Below are 15,753 nucleotides of genomic sequence, written 5' to 3'. Positions count from 1 at the left end.
TTGTCGATGTCACCGTGATGGGTGTTCCATAGCCCCATGCCTCGAGGGAGCGCTATGCCACTGGCCGCAGAGACCCGCCCCGCCGGGGGCGCCGCCATCGGAGAGGTGCTGCTCGCCACCGGGATCGGCCTCGGTCTCACCGCAGCACTGCTCGCGCTGGTGTTCCTGCACCGCACCCGGCGCTCCACGGTCCTGACCACGATCGGGAACCGTCTCGGGTCCGCCACCGGTGTCCCCGCCTGGGTGGCGCTGCCCACCGTGCTGACCACGCTCTCGCTGCTCACCGCACTGCTCGGCATGCTGTGGGACATCGCCCTGCACATCGGCGTGGGCCGCGACGAGGGCCCGCTCGCCAACCCGGCGCACTTCCTCATCCTCTTCGGGCTCTTCGGCGTGTTCGCCGGCGGCATCCTGGCCTGCTCCATGCCGCTGGACGAGAAGCCGGGCCCGTCCGCCGTCCGGTTCCTGCGCGGCTGGGACGTGCCCGTCGGCGGCATCATCCTCACCGCCGCCGGCTTCTACGCCCTGCTCGGCTTCCCCCTCGACGACGTCTGGCACCGGATGTTCGGCCAGGACGTCACGCTGTGGGGCCCCACCCACCTGATGCTCATCGGCGGCGCCGGCCTGTCCATCATCGGCCTGCTGCTGCTCGAGCAGGAGGGCCACGGCGGCCTGTCCACCGACGACGGCGACCGCAAGGTGGGGCAGACCGCGCGGTTCATCCGCCAGGCCTCGGCCATGGGCGGCCTGCTGCTGGGCCTGTCGGTCTTCCAGGGCGAGTACGACTTCGACGTGCCGCAGTTCCGGCTGGTGCTCGAGCCGCTGATGATCGCGGGCGCCGCGGGCATGGCCCTGGTCGCCGCCCGCCTGTTCATGGGCCGCGGCGGCGCGCTGGCGGCGGTCGCGTTCTTCCTCGTGATCCGCGGGGGCATCTCGCTGATCGTCGGACCGGCCTTCGGTGAGATCACGCCTTCCTTCCCGCTGTACCTGGGCTCGGCGATCATCGTGGAGCTGCTGGCCCTGTCGGTCGCGCTGGCCCGCAAGCCGCTCGCCTTCGGGGCCGCCGCCGGTGTGCTGATCGGCACCGTCGGCCACGCCACCGAGGCGGGCTGGACCCAGTTCACCCAGACCCTCTCCTGGACCAGCGACATCCTCGTCGAGGGCACGCTGATGGCGATCGTCGGCGGCGTCGTCGGCGGTCTGCTCGGGGCGCTGCTCGCCTCCGGCCTGCGCCGCCGGCTGCCCCGCCCCGCGATCGCGCGGACCGTGGTCGTGGGCTGCATCCTCGCCCTGGCCGCCGCCGTCGCCAACGGCCTGGTGGCCACCGTGCCCGACGACGTCGAGGCGACGTTCGGCATCGAGGACGTCGAGACCGACCCGCGGACGGCGAACGTGACCGTCGAGATCGACCCGGCCGACTTCGTCGACGACCCGTCCTGGGTGCAGATCACCGCCTGGCAGGGCGACGGCCTGGTCGTCACCCAGCTCGAGCGCACCGGTGAGGGCACCTACCGGACCACCGAGCCGGTGCCGCTGCACGGCACGTGGAAGACGCTGCTGCGGATCCACGACGGGCGCACCCTGACCGCGGTGCCGATCTACCTGCCGGCCGACGAGGCCATCGGCGAGGACGAGCTCCCGGCCGAGGACGGCATGACCCGCTCGGCCATCCCGGAGGTGGAGATCCTGCAGCGCGAGCTGAAGGACGCCACCGGCAGCCTGTGGACGATCTCGAACCTGGTCGTGCTGGCCTGCACCCTCGCGCTCATCGCCGCGATCGCCTGGGGCGTGGGCCGGTACGCCCGCCGCGCCAGCGTGCGGGAGCCCTACGCCGACGCCCCGGCCGACAGCCCCGCCGAGGGGACGCGTCAGGGTTCGGTGGGCCGATGAGCCGGCGGTTCGCGGCCGTCACCCTCCTCCCCCTCTCGCTGGTCCTCGCCGGCTGCGCCGGCACCGCGGCGCCCGATGCCGCCGAGCCGACCTCGGCGGCGTCCAGCACCGCCGGCGGGACGACGGGGAGCACCCCGGCCACCACTCCCCCGGCCGAGCCGGCCGGGACGGAACTGGCGGTGGACGTGGCGGGAGGCCAGGTCACCGGTGACACCGGCCGGGTGCCCGTGCCGCTCGGGGACCGGGTGACGGTGACGATCACCAGCGACGCGCCGGACGAGGCCCACCTGCACGGGTACGACGTCACGGCGGACCTGGCCCCCGGCACCCCGTCGGAGCTGACCTTCGACGCGACGGTCCCCGGCGTCTTCGAGCTCGAGCTGCACGACGCCGGGACGGTGCTGCTGACGCTGCAGGTCTCGTGACGCTTCTGGCCCACGGGGTCGGGTCGCGCACCGACCTGCCGATCCCGCTCGGCCTGGCCCTGTACGGGGCGGGTGCGGCGATCCTGATCAGCTTCGCGGCGCTGCTGCTGTTCTGGCGGACGCCGAAGCTGGGTGGGCCCGCCTCCGGTCGGCCGGTGCCCGACGCCGTCCAGCGGTTCGTGGACGGCACGGGCACCCGCCGCGCGCTGCAGGCGGTGGCGCTGGCGCTCCTCGTGCTCGTGGTCGCCGCGGCCCTCGCCGGACCGCCCGAGACCGCGCGCAACCTCGCCCCGTGGGCGCTGTACGTGACGTTCTGGGTGGGGCTGGTTCCGGCCAGCCTGCTGCTCGGACCGGTCTGGCGGGCGGTCAACCCGCTCCGGCTGCTGCACGCGCTGCTGAGCCGGCTCCTGCCGTCCACCCCCGGGGCCGGACGGCTCCCCGCGCTGGGGCTGTGGCCCGCGGCGGGATCGCTGCTGGTCTTCCTGTGGTTCGAGCTGGTCTTCCCCGGCCGCGCGGAGCCGGGCACGGTCGCCGGGTTCCTGATCGCCTACGCCGTCGTGCACACGGGGCTGGCCCTGTGGTTCGGGGCCGGCTGGTTCGCGCAGGGAGACGGCTTCGAGGTGTACTCCGCCGTCGTCGCGCGGCTGTCCCCGTGGGGCCGGCGCGCGGATGGGCGGCTGGTGCTCCGCAACCCGCTGACCAACGCGACCGCCACGCCCGAGACACCGGGGCTCGCCGCCGTCGTCGTGGTGCTCCTGGGGTCGACCGCCTTCGACGGCCTGACCCGCACCGTCTGGTGGCAGACGGGCCCGGGAGCGGCTGACGACTCCTTCTCCGGCACCGCCGGGCTGGTGCTGAGCATCGCCCTGGTCGCCGTCCTGTACCTGCTGGGCACCCGGCTCTCGGGCCGGCTGGCCGGCCAGCCGCTGGGCGTCCAGCCGCAGCGCTACGCCGCGACGGTCGTCCCGATCGCGCTCGGCTACACGGTGGCGCACTACTTCAGCCTGCTGCTCCTGGATGGGCAGACGACGTGGATCCTCGCCAGCAACCCGTTCGGCGTCCCGGGTGTGGACCTCTTCGGCACCTACGGCAACGTCGTCGACCTGACCGCCGTCAGCCCCGACACCATCGCCTACGTCCAGGTGGGCGGCGTGGTCGCCGGCCACGTCGCCGGGGTCACGCTGGCGCACGAGCGGGCGCTGCTCTCCGAACGGCACGCCCGCGCCTCGGACCAACTGCCGCTGGTGATCGTCATGGTGCTGTTCACGGTGGGCGGGCTGGGGCTCCTCTTCGGCTTCTGAGCGGGTCTCACCCGTTAGGGAGCACTTCCGGGCCAGGGGCTACAGCCGGCGCGCGAGGGGGTCGATGTCCCCAGGGCAGGACCGGCACCACCGCCGGCCCCGTACGCCGACCCGGAGGAGCGCTCCCGTGATCGCAGTGACCTGCCGCAACGGCGAGCACTTCGCCGTCGACCCGGACAACATCGAGCGCATCGAGCACCACGGCGACACCGTCGTCGTCCTGACCGACGGCACGCACTTCGTCGTCGAGACCGAGTTCGAGGAGCTGCTGCGTTCGATCAGCCGGCACCGCGCGGGAGCGCTCGCCGCCCGGTCGCGGCTGGTGAACGGCTACGCGGCGACGCCGACGGCAACCCGCCTGGCGCGGCGTGCAGGATCGCTGGCCACGACCGCCGACTGACCGTCAGCCCTCGGTGGCCGCGGCCTCCGGCCGCAGCTGGGGCAGGACCAGCTTCCAGAAGTTCTCCAGACGGGCGAGCAGGTCGCGCCGGCCGGTGAGCTCCCACGACACCTGCTGCATGCCGAAGAAGCTCGCCACGATGGCCTGCGCCGTGCCCTCCGCCTCCACCGCGCGGTTGATCTCGCCCCGGCGCTGCCCCTCGGTGATCAGCGAGCACAGCGCCCCCTGCCAGCCCACGTAGGGCTGCGGCAGCTTCGCCATCGCCTCGGGCGGCAGCTCCGCGAGCAGCCGCTTCGCCGCCTGGGTGGTGAGGTCGCTGCTGAACTGGTCGGCGGCCTTGTAGGTGCAGGCGACCAGCGCGTCGAGCGCGTCGGGGTGGGCGGCCATGACCTCGGCCAGCATCGGCGGCCAGCTGGCGTACATCTGGCGCACGATCTCGAGGGCGATGTCCTCCTTGGAGGGGAAGTGCCAGTAGACCGCGCCCTTGGTCATCCCTGTGCCCGCGACGATGTCGTTGAGCGAGGCGGTGGCGTACCCGCGCGTGCTGAAGAGCGTGGCGGCAGCCTCGACGATGAGCCTGCGGGTGGCGGCGCTGTCACTGGCCCGGCCGCGGGGACGACGACCGCCGGACTCCGCCGTGTCCACCGGTTCGACCACTCCGTGCCTCCATCGTCCGGCGTCCTCGCGATGGGCGAGCGTAGCGGCTCGACCCGGGATGTCGGGCGCACTCCCGCGTCCCCGCGGGTGAGAGGCGCGTCCGGCCCCGCCCTCCGATGACGGTGGGACGGGGCCGGACGGGGAACGCGGTGGGTCAGCGGTCCAGGACCGCCATCGTCTGCGCGGCCATCTCGGCCTCGCCCAGGGCGTTCGGGTGCACGATGACCGGGTTGGTGGTCTGCAGGACGGGCTCGATCCACCGGACGCCGATCTCCTGGCAGGCGTCGTGGCCCTCGGACGCCTCGGAGAGGTCCACGAAGGTGACCCCGGTCTGCGCGGCCGCCTTCTCGATGACCTCGTTGAGCGTGGCCTGCAGGCTGCGCAGGTAGGGAACGTCGCCCTCGGCCACCGGCAGCTTGTCGAAGCAGCCCTTCTCCGCGGGCAGGATCCACGGGTAGCCGAGGATCACGACCTCCGCCTTCGGGGCCCGCTTCCGCACGTCGGTGAGCGCCTGGACCAGCGCGGGGTAGGTGGTGGTGCGGACGGTGTCCTCGAAGGAGGTGCCGTACTTCTGCTGGCACGGGTTGCCCTGGCCGAGGGTGGAGAGGCCGGCGACGCCGCAGGACACGATCGAGTTGATGAAGACGCCGCTGTCGTTGCCGCCGATGGTCATGGTGACCAGCTGCGTCGTCCGGCTCAGCGCGTCCAGCTGCGGGGCGACGCCGTCGTACTGGGAGGCGGCGAAGTCACCGGTGTCGGCGCCACCGCAGGTGACGTCGGTGAGCTGCGCGCCGAGCTCGGCGGCGATGACGTTCGGGTAGTTGAGGATCGACCGCAGGCACTGCGGCGGCGCCAGCGGGTCGGGCGGCAGCACCCCCGACGCGGCGCTGTAGGAGTCACCGAGGGCGACGTACTGCAGCGGCGCGGGCGGCGCCTTCGGCTTCGCCTGGGCGGCCGGGGCGACCAGCAGGCTGAGCAGGACGGCGGCGACGGCGAGAACGCAAGCGGCGAGACGGCGCACGTCTGGCTCCAGTCGTTCGGGGGGCGGTGTGCCCGGATCAACGGCGGAGACGGTTGATGGTTACGCGCGTCACAGGTATCCGGTGGACCGCTCAGTCCACCGCCGTCCGGCGGTCTACCTCCTGAGCCAGCCGACCGACTTCAAGGAGCACCCGTGGGCATCGTCCAGATCGAGCTGTTCGCCACCCTCGACCTCGTCGGGCAGGCGCCCGGCGGACCCGACGAGGACCCGGAGGGCTTCCCCTTCGGCGGCTGGCAGGCGCCGCTGTTCGACGACGTCGCCGGCGCGCAGGTGACGGCGGCCTACGAGGGCACCGATGCGCTGCTCCTCGGCCGCCGGACCTACGACATCTTCGCCGCGTACTGGCCGCACCAGCAGGGCGGCGAGGACGACGGCATCGCGACGCTGTTCAACCGCATCCCCAAGTACGTGGCCTCCCGCGGCACGCCGGACCTCTCCTGGGCCGGGTCCACCCAGCTCGGTCCGGACCTCGCCGCCGAGGTGCGCGGGCTCCGGGAGCGGCACGAGAACGTGAAGGTGGTCGGCAGCCTGGACCTGGTGCAGACGCTGCTGCGCGAGAAGCTCTTCGACCGGCTCGACCTGTGGCTGCACCCGGTGGTGCTCGGGGTCGGGAAGAAGGTGTTCGACGGCGGCGCCGTCCCCACGAACGTGCGGCTGCTCGAGCCGCCGGCGGCCGGGCCGATGGGGACCGTCTTCCTGCGCTACGGCCTCGCCGACGGCGTCCCCGCGACCGGGGACATGGCCGCGCCGGAGCGCGGCGTCGAGCGGGACTGACCCCGATCAGCACCCGGACCGACCGAGGCACCGGTCGGCAGGCGGCGCGTGGAGAGGAGGCCGACAGGCGCCAGGCCCGTTCGCATGTCGGTGAGGCGCAATAGACTGCTGGGCTGTGACGGCCTCCCCGATCCCCGTGAGCGTTGCCGACGTCGTGACGCGCGCATCCGAGGTGGCCGAGACGGTCGCCCGCCCGCTGGTCGCACGCACGGACTCCGGGGTGTGGCCGGCGGAGGTGCTCGCGGCGATGCAGGCTGCTGGTCTGGGTGGCCTGGCCGCCCCTCGACAGCTGGGCGGCAGCGGGCTGGGCCTCCGCGGGGTCGTCGCCGCCGGGGAGGCCCTGGGAAGGGTCGACGCTTCGGCGGGTCTGTGCTTCGGCATGCACTGCGTCGCCACCGCTGTGATCGCGGCGAAGCCCACCGAACGGCAGCGCAAGGAGTTCCTCGACGCCATCGTCGCCGGCGAGCACCTGACCACCCTGGCGTTGTCCGAGCCGGGGACCGGCGCACACTTCTGGCTCCCCCAGACCCGGCTCACGCGCGAGCCCGACGGCATGCGCATCGACGGCGAGAAGTCCTTCGTGACCAACGGGTCGCGAGCGGACTCGTACGTCGTGAGCACCGTGGCGGCCGACCCGGATGCTCCCGTCGGCGAGTTCTCCTGCGTGCTCGTGCCCGGCGACGCCGCAGGCTTGAGCTGGGTGGACGGGTGGGACGGCATCGGTATGCGCGGCAACTCCTCGCAGCGCGCCAAGCTCGAGGGCGTCCGTGTCACGGAGGACCACCTCCTGGGCGCCGAAGGCGATCAGATCTGGTTCGTCTTCGAGGTCGTGGCGCCGTTCTTCCTCATGGCCATGGCCGGTACCTACCTCGGCGTGGCACAGGCATCGCTGGATGAGGCCATCGAGCATCTCGGCACGCGCGCTCACTCCCACACCGGTCGCCGACTGGCTGCCGAGCCGCTGCTGCAGCACCGGCTCGGCGAGCTCTGGGCGCAGGTCGAGCGCACCCGGCGGCTGGTGTACTGGGCCGCCGAGGAGGCCGATGCCGGAGGGCCGGCGGCGCTCGGCGCACTGACCTCGGCGAAGGCGGAGGTCGCCGGGTGCGCGGTCCACGTCACGAACGAGGCGATGACCCTGGTGGGCGGCATCGGGTACCGGGATCGATCACCGCTGGAGCGGCACCTGCGCGACGCCCGCGCAGCCGATGTGATGAGCCCGACCACCGACCTGCTGCGCATCTGGACGGGTCGGGCCGCCCTGGGCCTGCCCTTGCTGGGCGAGTGACCGAGCTCGAACCGGGACGCTGCCTGCTCGTCGGCGGCTCCCAGTCCGAGAGCGCTGCGCTGGCGCCGCTGGCACCAGAGCTGCTGGACGGCGCAGCCCTCCTCGCGCAGCTGTCCGCGCACAACGGCCAGTTCGATCTCGTCATCCTGGGGTCGGCGGTCGTCAACCCGATCGCCGTGGTCCAGAAGGTGCATCGGCAGGACTCCGCCGCACAGGTCGCCGTCCTCACCGATCAGGCGGTGGAGGTCCGCCGGCAGGCATCCTTCGCCCCAGGGGTGCCGCTCGAGCTGCTCGTCGCCGGACCCGCGGAACCGGACCTGCTCGAGCGGCTGCAGGCACTTCGGGCGGCCGCCGTCGAGCGCCGCCGTCACGAAGCGGTCCTCGCAGCGGTCATGGCGCGCAGCACTGCCGAACCCGCAGCGGCGCCTGCGGCGCTGGCCCAGGCCGGAGGCCTGCTCTCCCCGGCCTCCGCCTGGGAACTGCTGACCCTGGCCATCGACGCCGCCGGCATCGGCACGTTCGACTGGGACCTCGTCACCGGCACCTTGAGCTGGGACACGCGGTTGATCGAGCTCTTCGGATACGACGTCGCCACGTTCGACCGCACCATCGAGTCGTTCAACGCCCGTCTGCACCCTGACGACGTCGATCGGGTCGGCGCGCTGCTGGAGCACGCGATCGAGACGACCGGCGACTACTCGGCGGAGTACCGCGTGGTCCTGCCCGACGGCACGCAGCGCTGGGTGGCCGCCCGCGGGCGAGCGCTGCCCGATGAGGCCGGGACAGCGGTCCGCCTGCTCGGTGCGGCATGGGACATCTCCGTGCGCCGGGAGGCGCAGGACCGGGTGGCCGCGCTGGTGGAGTCGATGGCGATCGGCTTCATCGCGATGGATGCCTCGTGGGTCATGACGCACGTCAACGAAGAAGCCGAGCGGATCACCATGACGCCGCGGACCGAACTGCTCGGGCGGACGCTGTGGGAGGCGTTCCCGGCGACGGTCGGCACCGAGTTCGAGACGAACTACCGGCGCGCCACGAGCACCGGTCGACCGGTGGTCTTCGAAGCCTTCTACCCGGCCCCGCTCAACATCTGGGTAGAGGTCCGAGCCGTGCCCACCCCCGACGGGCTGGCGTTGTACTTCCTCGACATATCGACCCGCCGGCGCGCCCAGGAGCTGGCCGAGCGGGCGACCGAACGCGAGCGGCTCCTGTCGCGCATCACCGAGCAGCTGTCGACCACGCTGGACGCCGACGAGGCAGCGGAACGGTTGACCCGACTCCTGGTACCGGCGGTCGCCGACTGGTGCATCGTCAGTCTCGTCCACGACGAGGAGAACAGCGGCGACCACCGCGCCCTCCGCAGCGTGACGTCCTGGCACCACGACCCCGAGCGCCGCGCCGCAGTCGACTCCTACGCCAAGGCGCGGCTCGGCGTGCTGCACGACGACTCGCTCGTCGTCCGCGCCATGCGGACCGGGCAGGTGCACCTGCTCGCCGAGGACGCGACCGCGCGGGCGCGGGAGATGATCCAGCCCGGCCCGGTGCGGGACCTGCTCGACGGGCTCGCACCGAACTCGATCGCCGTGCTGCCGCTCCCCGGCCGCAACGGGACCGTCGGGATGCTGACGCTGTGCACCGGCCCGGACCGCGCGACCTTCACCTCGGAGGACCTGGTGGCCGCCCGCCACGTCGCGGCTCGCGCGGGCGTCGTGCTCGACAGCGCCCGCCTGTACCGGCAGCAGCGCCAGCTCGCCGAGGGATTCCAGCGTTCGTTGCTGACGCCTCCCCCGCAGCCGGACCACGTGCAGATCGTGGTGCGCTACGTCCCTGCCGCCGAGGCCGCCGAGGTCGGCGGGGACTGGTACGACGCGTTCCTGCAGCCGTCGGGCGCCACGGTGCTGGTCATCGGCGACGTCGTCGGTCACGACGTGCAGGCGGCCGCCGCGATGGGACAGGCCCGGACCATCGTCCGCGCGCTGGCCGCGCGCGACTCCGATGGACCGGTGGCCGTCCTGAGCCAGGTCGAGCGGGTGATGCAGACGCTGCAGTCGGAGATCCTGGCCACGGCGGTGGTGGCTCGTCTGGAGCAGGAGGACGCAGAGCGGAAGGCCGGGTGGGCACGGCTGCGCTGGACCAATGCTGGGCACCCCCCACCGATGGTCATCTTCCCGGACGGGCAGGTGGAAGTCCTCGAGCAGGGTCGCCCGGATCTGCTGCTCGGGGTCCGCCCGGACGCGCCCCGCCGGGAGTCGCAGGTCTCGTTGCCGTGGCACAGCGTGGTGTTCTTCTACACGGACGGCCTGGTCGAGAGCCGTCACGAGGACATCGACCACGGGCTCGCCCGCTTGCGGTCGACCCTCGGCGAACTCGCCGGCGGCGATCTCGACGACCTGTGCGACGAGGTGCTCGCGCGGATGCTTCCCGGCAATCCCGGCGACGACGTGGCTCTCCTCGCGATCCAGCTCCATCCCCAGGACCGACCCCGGCCGGTGCGAGCCGGACCCAACAGGTTGCCGCCCGATGTCGCACCGGACTGACCGGTCGTGGCGGGACGTGAGCTGCGACCGTGCTCCGCGCCCGGTCCGCGAGGTGGAGCGTCCGGGGCTGTCGAGCTCGCGTGACCTGGGCGGGCATCCGTCCGAAAGCGCGGAGGGTTGGCGTGGGGTACACATGAGAGGAGCGGCAGCGCGAGAGGTTGGCCCTCGCCACAGAAGGCCAGCACCCGCAGAGGACGAAGAACTGTGCATCCGAACGAAGGTCCAGGCGACGGCGTGCTGACGTGCGGCGCACCTGGCTTCCGGCACGACGCACTGCTCTACGACTCGGTCGAGGAGCTGGCCGCAGTGGCCGCCACCTTCCTCCTCGAGGGCCTCGCCGTCGGCGATGGTGCGGTGATCGCCGTCAGCCCGGGCACCGCCGGCGTCCTGCGCGAAGCGGTCGGCGACAACCCGCTCGTGCTCGTGCTGGACCAGCACTCGTTGTACCGCTCCCGCACGCCGACGGCGATCACCACGTTCCGCGGGCTCGCCGAGCAAGCCAGCCCGGGTCGCCGGATCCGGGTCGTGGGCGAGGTGGACTTCGGCACCAGCATCGCCGACCGCACCGAGTGGCAGCGGTACGAGGCCGTGATCAACCACGCCTTCGCGACCTCTCCGCTCTGGGGGCTGTGCGTCTTCGACACACGGCGAGCGCCGGAGACCGTGCTGGCCACCGCGCGCAGCACGCACCCGCACCTGGTCACCCCTGCGGGCCGCGAGGGCAATCCCGACTACGTCGCACCGGCGAGCTACCTGGCCTCCCTCCCCGTGCCCGACGAACCGCTGGAGCGCACGGCACCTGCGCTGGCCGTCGAGGACGTCACGGACTTCATCAGCCTGCGTCGCGCCATCCGCGCCCTCCTGACGACCGTCGACGGCCCGCCCGATCTCATCGAGGACTACCTGCTCGCGGTGGACGAGATGACCTCCAACGCCGCCCGGCACGGACGGCGCCCCGTCGGCGTGCGACTGTGGACCGCGCCCGGGCAGCTGGTGTGCACCATCCGCGACGCCGGCGCCGGTCCGACCGACCCGTTCGCCGGGTACGGACCCGCGCACGGCGAGGACCTGTCCGCGGGCGGCATGGGGCTGTGGCTGGCGCGCCAGCTGTGCAACCACGTCGCGCTGCGCCGCCACGGCGACGGATCGAGCGTCCGGTTGTCGGTCGACTGGACGCCTTCCCCCTCGTAGCGCCCGGAGCGCGCGAACGGCTCGCGCACCCTGTCCCCGCCTGCTCTGCACCGGGCACGTCGTCTCAGTCCTAGCGGCGTCCCTGGTCGCTCGTTCGCGCACGAGTGGCTCGGGGCCGCGCCTCGCCCGTCCGGGCCACCCCGCTCGGCTGGGTGCTCAACCGGACGAGGCGCTCCCCGGGCTCTACCCGGGACGCCACGCGGCATGCCGTCCGTTGCCGTGGCGGCCGCCCGGATGCCCGTCGTCGGCGGCCCCGATCATCCGCAGGGCACAGCGCTCGAGTCACACGAAGCGGGTGAGGAACCATGCGAGCCCCGTGGTGACGAACGTCGCAGCGCGCGTGCGCCAGATGATGGCTCGCCATGATGTGGCGTCCAACTGTTCTGGATACCGTGCCCGTCGTGACGGACGTCGACCCGCTGCAGGCCCTCCTCGACGACATCCACCTGCTGGCGCCCGACCAGCTGTCGGCGGTGGCCGCCCGTCGTGCCCGCGAACTCGGCGCCGCCGAGACCGTCATCTACCTGACCGACTACGAGCAGCTGCTCCTGCAGCCCCTCCGCGGCGAAGGCGTGCCCGTCCGGCAGGAGCTCACCGTCGACGGCACGATCGGCGGCCGGGCGTTCCGCCGTGTCGAGGTGCAGTCCACCCGCGTCAACCCGCGCGTACGCCGGCTCTGGATCCCGTTGGTCGACGGCGTGCAGCGCATAGGGGTCGTCGAGATGCTGGTCTCTGATCTCACGTCTGAGTTGGAAGGCCGGCTGCGGGCCTTTGCCGGGCTGCTCGCCGAGCTGCTCGTCGTCAACGACCAGTACACCGACATCTTCGCCCAGCTGCGCCGCCGCAAGACCCTCAGCCTGGCCGCCGAGATCCAGTGGGACCTTTTGCCGCCGCTGACCTTCGCCTCCGACCGCGTGGTGATCGCCGGCGCGCTGGAGCCGGCCTACGACATCGGCGGGGACACCTTCGACTACGCCATCAACGGCCCCACCGTGGACCTGATGGTTCTCGATGCGGTCGGGCACGGCCTGCCCTCCGCTCTGCTGGCTTCGGCCGCCGTCGGCGCCTACCGCCACGCCCGCCGCAACGCCTGGGACCTGCCCGACGTCGCCGCGACCATGGACAGCGTCATCGCCGGCCAGTTCAGCGACAGCCGGTTCGCGACCGCCGCGATCGCCCGCCTGCACCTGGACACCGGCCAGCTGCGATGGGTCAACGCCGGCCACCCCGCCCCACTCATCGTGCGCAACGGCGCCCTGCTGGACCCCGGGCCCTGCAAGCCACACCCGCCCCTGGGGCTGCAGATCCGCAAGCCCGACGTCTGCGAGACCCAACTGCACCCCGGCGACCGCGTCGTCCTCTACACCGACGGCATCGTCGAAGCCCGCTCCCCGGAGGGGGAGTTCTTCGGGGAAGAACGGCTGGCCGACTTCATCGACCGCGCCGCCGCCGACGGGGACCCGGCACCGGAGACCTTGCGCCGGCTCATGCGCCGCGTCCTGGACCACCAGGCCGACCACCTGCAGGACGACGCCAGCATCGTGCTCCTGGAGTGGCGGACCGGCAACGAACGGCAGCTGAAGCCCTAGTCCCCCGACCGCCGTCGCGGCACAGGGCTGACAGGCAGTTGCCCCGTCGCGACGATGTCGCGCGCGATGTCCACCAGCTTGCGGTTCATGCCCTGGGACAAGCGCCGCAGGAGGTCGAACGCCCGATCGTCGGTGATCGTGAAGCGCTCCATGACGATGCCCATCGCCATGCCGATCTGCCGGTTGCTCAGCAACGCCACCCTGAGGCCGGCAGTCCTCTCCTGCTCCGCTGCCAGCTCGCGACGGCTCTCCTCGAGCTCCGATTCGAAGCAGGTCACACGTGCCAATCTACGGCCGGAAGCGGCCGCGCGCTTACGTCGTAAACCAGCGATTCCGTACGCCGCGCCGGGTGGCGAGGTCCGGATCCCCGGCACTTCATCCACCGGGATCCAGGCGACTCGGGGAGCGGCGATCGCGCACGGCTCCGACGGTGGCCATCGACACGACCGGGAGGATGCCGCGGTGGATGCCGAAACAGGAGCAGGGCGCCCTCCCGATGGGAGGACGCCCTGCTCTATGGGGTGGAGCTGAGGGGACTCGAACCCCTGACCCCCACACTGCCAGGGCCGTCATGACCGCATTCGTGTCGATTCGCTGGCGTTCCGTAAGCCGGTTCACGTGCTCGTTCGCACAATTGTGGATCCGGACGAACTGTCGCGAACGCGGCCAACTGCAACCAGAACTGCAACCAGGTGGGCGAAGCGAAGGCTTCGGATTGCCGGCATCGCTCCCCGTTGTCAGAGCGCGGTCCGACCGGCTAGGAAGACCGCCGATAGACGACCCGAGGAGGTTGAAAGGCTCAGGCGACAACCGGCACGTGCCGCTCTACCAGATTCTCGCTGACGCCAGCGTCGATGACTCGGGTCTCCGCGCCAACCATCACGTCGACGCGGAGGCCGCACTACTCACACCCCCGTGTCGGCCTCATTGCGCGCTCACTAAGGACTGGGTCCTCGATCGTGACGGCGCATGTGTCCACCTCCCGCAGGTCGGCTGGGCAACCCGCCCGCCGCGATGCAAGACTCAAGCGCACCAACGCGGATTCATGAGCTAGCTGGGATTCCGAGTCTAGGGGGCGCCTTGTGTCAAGAATCGCGACTCAATCGCGACCAGATCCTCAGGCATTGGTGTTCAGCGGCGCGACCAACGAGTTTCAGGAATTCCTGGGGACGGCGAACCTAGTCCCCGCCCTAAGCGTGGTACGCGTTCATTTGGAGGCGGGTTCGCCCGTCGATCTCTACAACGAGTCACTGCACGCGATTCCCCTCCGAACGCTTGAGGGATACACCGAAGAGCTATTTGCCGCCGACGCAGAAGTGGCAGCGGTTGAAGTTTTCGGTGGTCCGACATGCCGTCTAGAAGCCTCGTATGAGTCGACCATGCTCGTGCTCGAGGCATCCCTTAGGCGCAGACCGCTGCGCATACCGGCCTCACTATTCCCGGTCGGATTGCGTTTCGTCGCGGAGGTCCTTGATGAGGCGGCGATTCTCATCGAGGAGTGGACCGTTGACCACGACACGTCAGCAAGATCGGGATACTTTGACCAATGGCTGCAGCTTGTAGGGACAAAGCGATTGTATGATGGCTACCTCTTCGAGGTAGCCGAAGTGCTTGGAGTGGACGACGAACAACTATCGCCACCGTCGGCGATCACTGGCCAAGCCCTCAACCCGACTGCAGCGGCCAGTATCCCCGGAGACGGAGCCGCAATCCGTGCCGCGATTGCCACGTCCGGAGGAGTACAGGAAGGAGTAGCGATAAGGAGCGCACTTCTTTCATTGCTGGAGGAACATGGGATAGAAGTTGCCTCGGAGGGTCCGGAGATCCTCGGATCCTGGCGGCAACACTTTATCCTTCGCCTCAAGGGGGCAGCGAACTCACCCGCGGGGCGCGAGGCTATTGAGAAGACTCGGATCGCGCTAGAAAATGCCGTTGTCAATCACAAGCAGGCCGAGATTGACAACCTAAAGGCCGATTCGGCCAGCAGGTTGATTGCCGCCACGGAGAGCGTGGACGATGCCGTCATCATTCTGGGTCAAATTCTATACATCAAACACAACGGCCGCATTGTGACCAGGAGCGTCGATGCGGTAACGGCGAGCCGGATCGAGAATTCTCGGGTTCTTCTCGACGACCCGGCCAGTGTATTAAGACTGATTGCAGGTCACCCGCCTTATACACAGGGACCTAACGGCGCCAGCCCCGAAACCCGGACTGCCATAGAAGAGACTTCTCATCCACCGGAAGCTTGAGCAAGGCCTCGCGTGATGAACCTCGACGGTGGGCAGGCGGTCGTCAAGAGCCCCCACCGTGGGCGCCAGCGGGCGCGAGTCAGCCCTCCGCAGCCCCACATGCCGTCCTTAGAGCCGCGCGTCGAACCCTAGGCAGATGTCCTCGGGCCAGCGCGCTGCCAACCCGTCATGATCGCGTTCAAGGAGGTGCACTGCGTTCCATAAGCCGTGCGACCAGCGGAGAAATACGGTCGGGAACGGCTACGAATGACCGCAAGAGCGGCCAAATGCAACCGCAACTGCAACCGAACCTGACCGCACCTCCAGCTGGCCTGCGCGGGGAGGGGGAAATGCAGGCACGCCAAGCTGCTGACCACGGTGCATGGCAAGGGCTGCGTGGTCCGAAGTCGCGCTGACTCCGCTCGCAATCC

The 15,753-nt window shown here is 71.0% G+C and carries 13 protein-coding genes; 10 read left to right on the top strand and 3 right to left on the bottom strand.

The features are described 5' to 3' along the window. The first annotated feature begins 54 nt into the window (after positions 1-54). The 4 genes from DQ244_RS04295 to DQ244_RS04280 all read left to right on the top strand — a co-directional run bounded on the left by DQ244_RS04295 (position 55) and on the right by DQ244_RS04280 (position 4,016). Positions 55-1,890, top strand: a complete 1,836-nt coding sequence (locus tag DQ244_RS04295; RefSeq protein ID WP_113810163.1) for a hypothetical protein — start codon at positions 55-57, stop codon at positions 1,888-1,890. After that, positions 1,887-2,315 carry a hypothetical protein gene (locus DQ244_RS04290; RefSeq protein ID WP_113810162.1) on the top strand — a complete coding sequence of 143 codons (429 nt, stop codon included), beginning with the start codon at positions 1,887-1,889 and terminating at the stop codon, positions 2,313-2,315. Before DQ244_RS04295 ends, DQ244_RS04290 begins: the two co-directional genes overlap by 4 nt. After that, positions 2,312-3,616 (top strand): hypothetical protein, encoded by a 1,305-nt coding sequence (locus DQ244_RS04285; protein ID WP_113810161.1) that lies wholly within the window; start codon positions 2,312-2,314, stop codon positions 3,614-3,616. The genes DQ244_RS04290 and DQ244_RS04285 overlap by 4 nt, the downstream gene beginning before the upstream one ends. 127 nt (positions 3,617-3,743) lie before the next feature. Beyond that, a complete protein-coding gene (locus DQ244_RS04280; protein WP_158544459.1) occupies positions 3,744-4,016 on the top strand; it encodes a flagellar FlbD family protein in 273 nt (90 codons plus the stop codon). A 3-nt stretch (positions 4,017-4,019) separates the two neighbouring features. Here the strand turns inward: DQ244_RS04280 and DQ244_RS04275 are convergent, their stop codons facing one another. Together DQ244_RS04275 and DQ244_RS04270 are read right to left on the bottom strand one after the other, a co-directional pair. Continuing rightward, on the bottom strand, positions 4,020-4,673 hold the full coding sequence (locus DQ244_RS04275; RefSeq protein ID WP_113810159.1) for a ScbR family autoregulator-binding transcription factor: 654 nt from the start codon (positions 4,671-4,673) through the stop codon (positions 4,020-4,022). Between the two features lie 154 nt (positions 4,674-4,827). Then, entirely contained in the window at positions 4,828-5,694 is an 867-nt protein-coding gene (locus tag DQ244_RS04270) for an SGNH/GDSL hydrolase family protein (protein WP_113810158.1), read from the bottom strand. A gap of 153 nt (positions 5,695-5,847) precedes the next feature. Here DQ244_RS04270 and DQ244_RS04265 point away from each other — a divergent pair, with 153 nt between their 5' ends. The 5 genes from DQ244_RS04265 to DQ244_RS04245 all read left to right on the top strand — a co-directional run bounded on the left by DQ244_RS04265 (position 5,848) and on the right by DQ244_RS04245 (position 13,091). Then, entirely contained in the window at positions 5,848-6,489 is a 642-nt protein-coding gene (locus tag DQ244_RS04265) for a dihydrofolate reductase family protein (RefSeq protein ID WP_113810157.1), read from the top strand. Positions 6,490-6,643: 154 nt separating this feature from the next. Then, complete coding sequence (locus tag DQ244_RS04260; RefSeq protein ID WP_233491161.1) at positions 6,644-7,774, top strand: acyl-CoA dehydrogenase family protein; 1,131 nt, start codon at positions 6,644-6,646, stop codon at positions 7,772-7,774. After that, positions 7,771-10,311 (top strand): SpoIIE family protein phosphatase, encoded by a 2,541-nt coding sequence (locus tag DQ244_RS04255; RefSeq protein WP_113810156.1) that lies wholly within the window; start codon positions 7,771-7,773, stop codon positions 10,309-10,311. Before DQ244_RS04260 ends, DQ244_RS04255 begins: the two co-directional genes overlap by 4 nt. A gap of 204 nt (positions 10,312-10,515) precedes the next feature. Continuing rightward, positions 10,516-11,502 (top strand): sensor histidine kinase, encoded by a 987-nt coding sequence (locus DQ244_RS04250; RefSeq protein ID WP_233491160.1) that lies wholly within the window; start codon positions 10,516-10,518, stop codon positions 11,500-11,502. Between the two features lie 401 nt (positions 11,503-11,903). Further along, positions 11,904-13,091, top strand: coding sequence for a PP2C family protein-serine/threonine phosphatase (locus DQ244_RS04245; RefSeq protein ID WP_113810647.1), 1,188 nt, complete (start codon positions 11,904-11,906; stop codon positions 13,089-13,091). Here the strand turns inward: DQ244_RS04245 and DQ244_RS19800 are convergent. Next, on the bottom strand, positions 13,088-13,369 hold the full coding sequence (locus DQ244_RS19800) for an ANTAR domain-containing protein (protein ID WP_233491159.1): 282 nt from the start codon (positions 13,367-13,369) through the stop codon (positions 13,088-13,090). The two genes, DQ244_RS04245 and DQ244_RS19800, sit on opposite strands and share 4 nt — an antisense overlap. An 849-nt stretch (positions 13,370-14,218) precedes the next feature. Between DQ244_RS19800 and DQ244_RS19175 the strand changes: the two genes are divergently transcribed. Continuing rightward, the gene (locus DQ244_RS19175) at positions 14,219-15,343 is read left to right on the top strand and encodes a hypothetical protein (RefSeq protein ID WP_147251464.1); all 1,125 of its coding nucleotides are present in this window, start codon (positions 14,219-14,221) and stop codon (positions 15,341-15,343) included. Positions 15,344-15,753: the final 410 nt, after the last annotated feature.

It is taken from the genome of Blastococcus sp. TBT05-19 (genome assembly GCF_003319095.1).
Classification (GTDB): Bacteria; Actinomycetota; Actinomycetes; order Mycobacteriales; family Geodermatophilaceae; genus Blastococcus.
The sequence above is the reverse complement of the archived record's forward strand: the minus strand, read 5'-3'. Positions and strand labels throughout refer to the sequence as shown.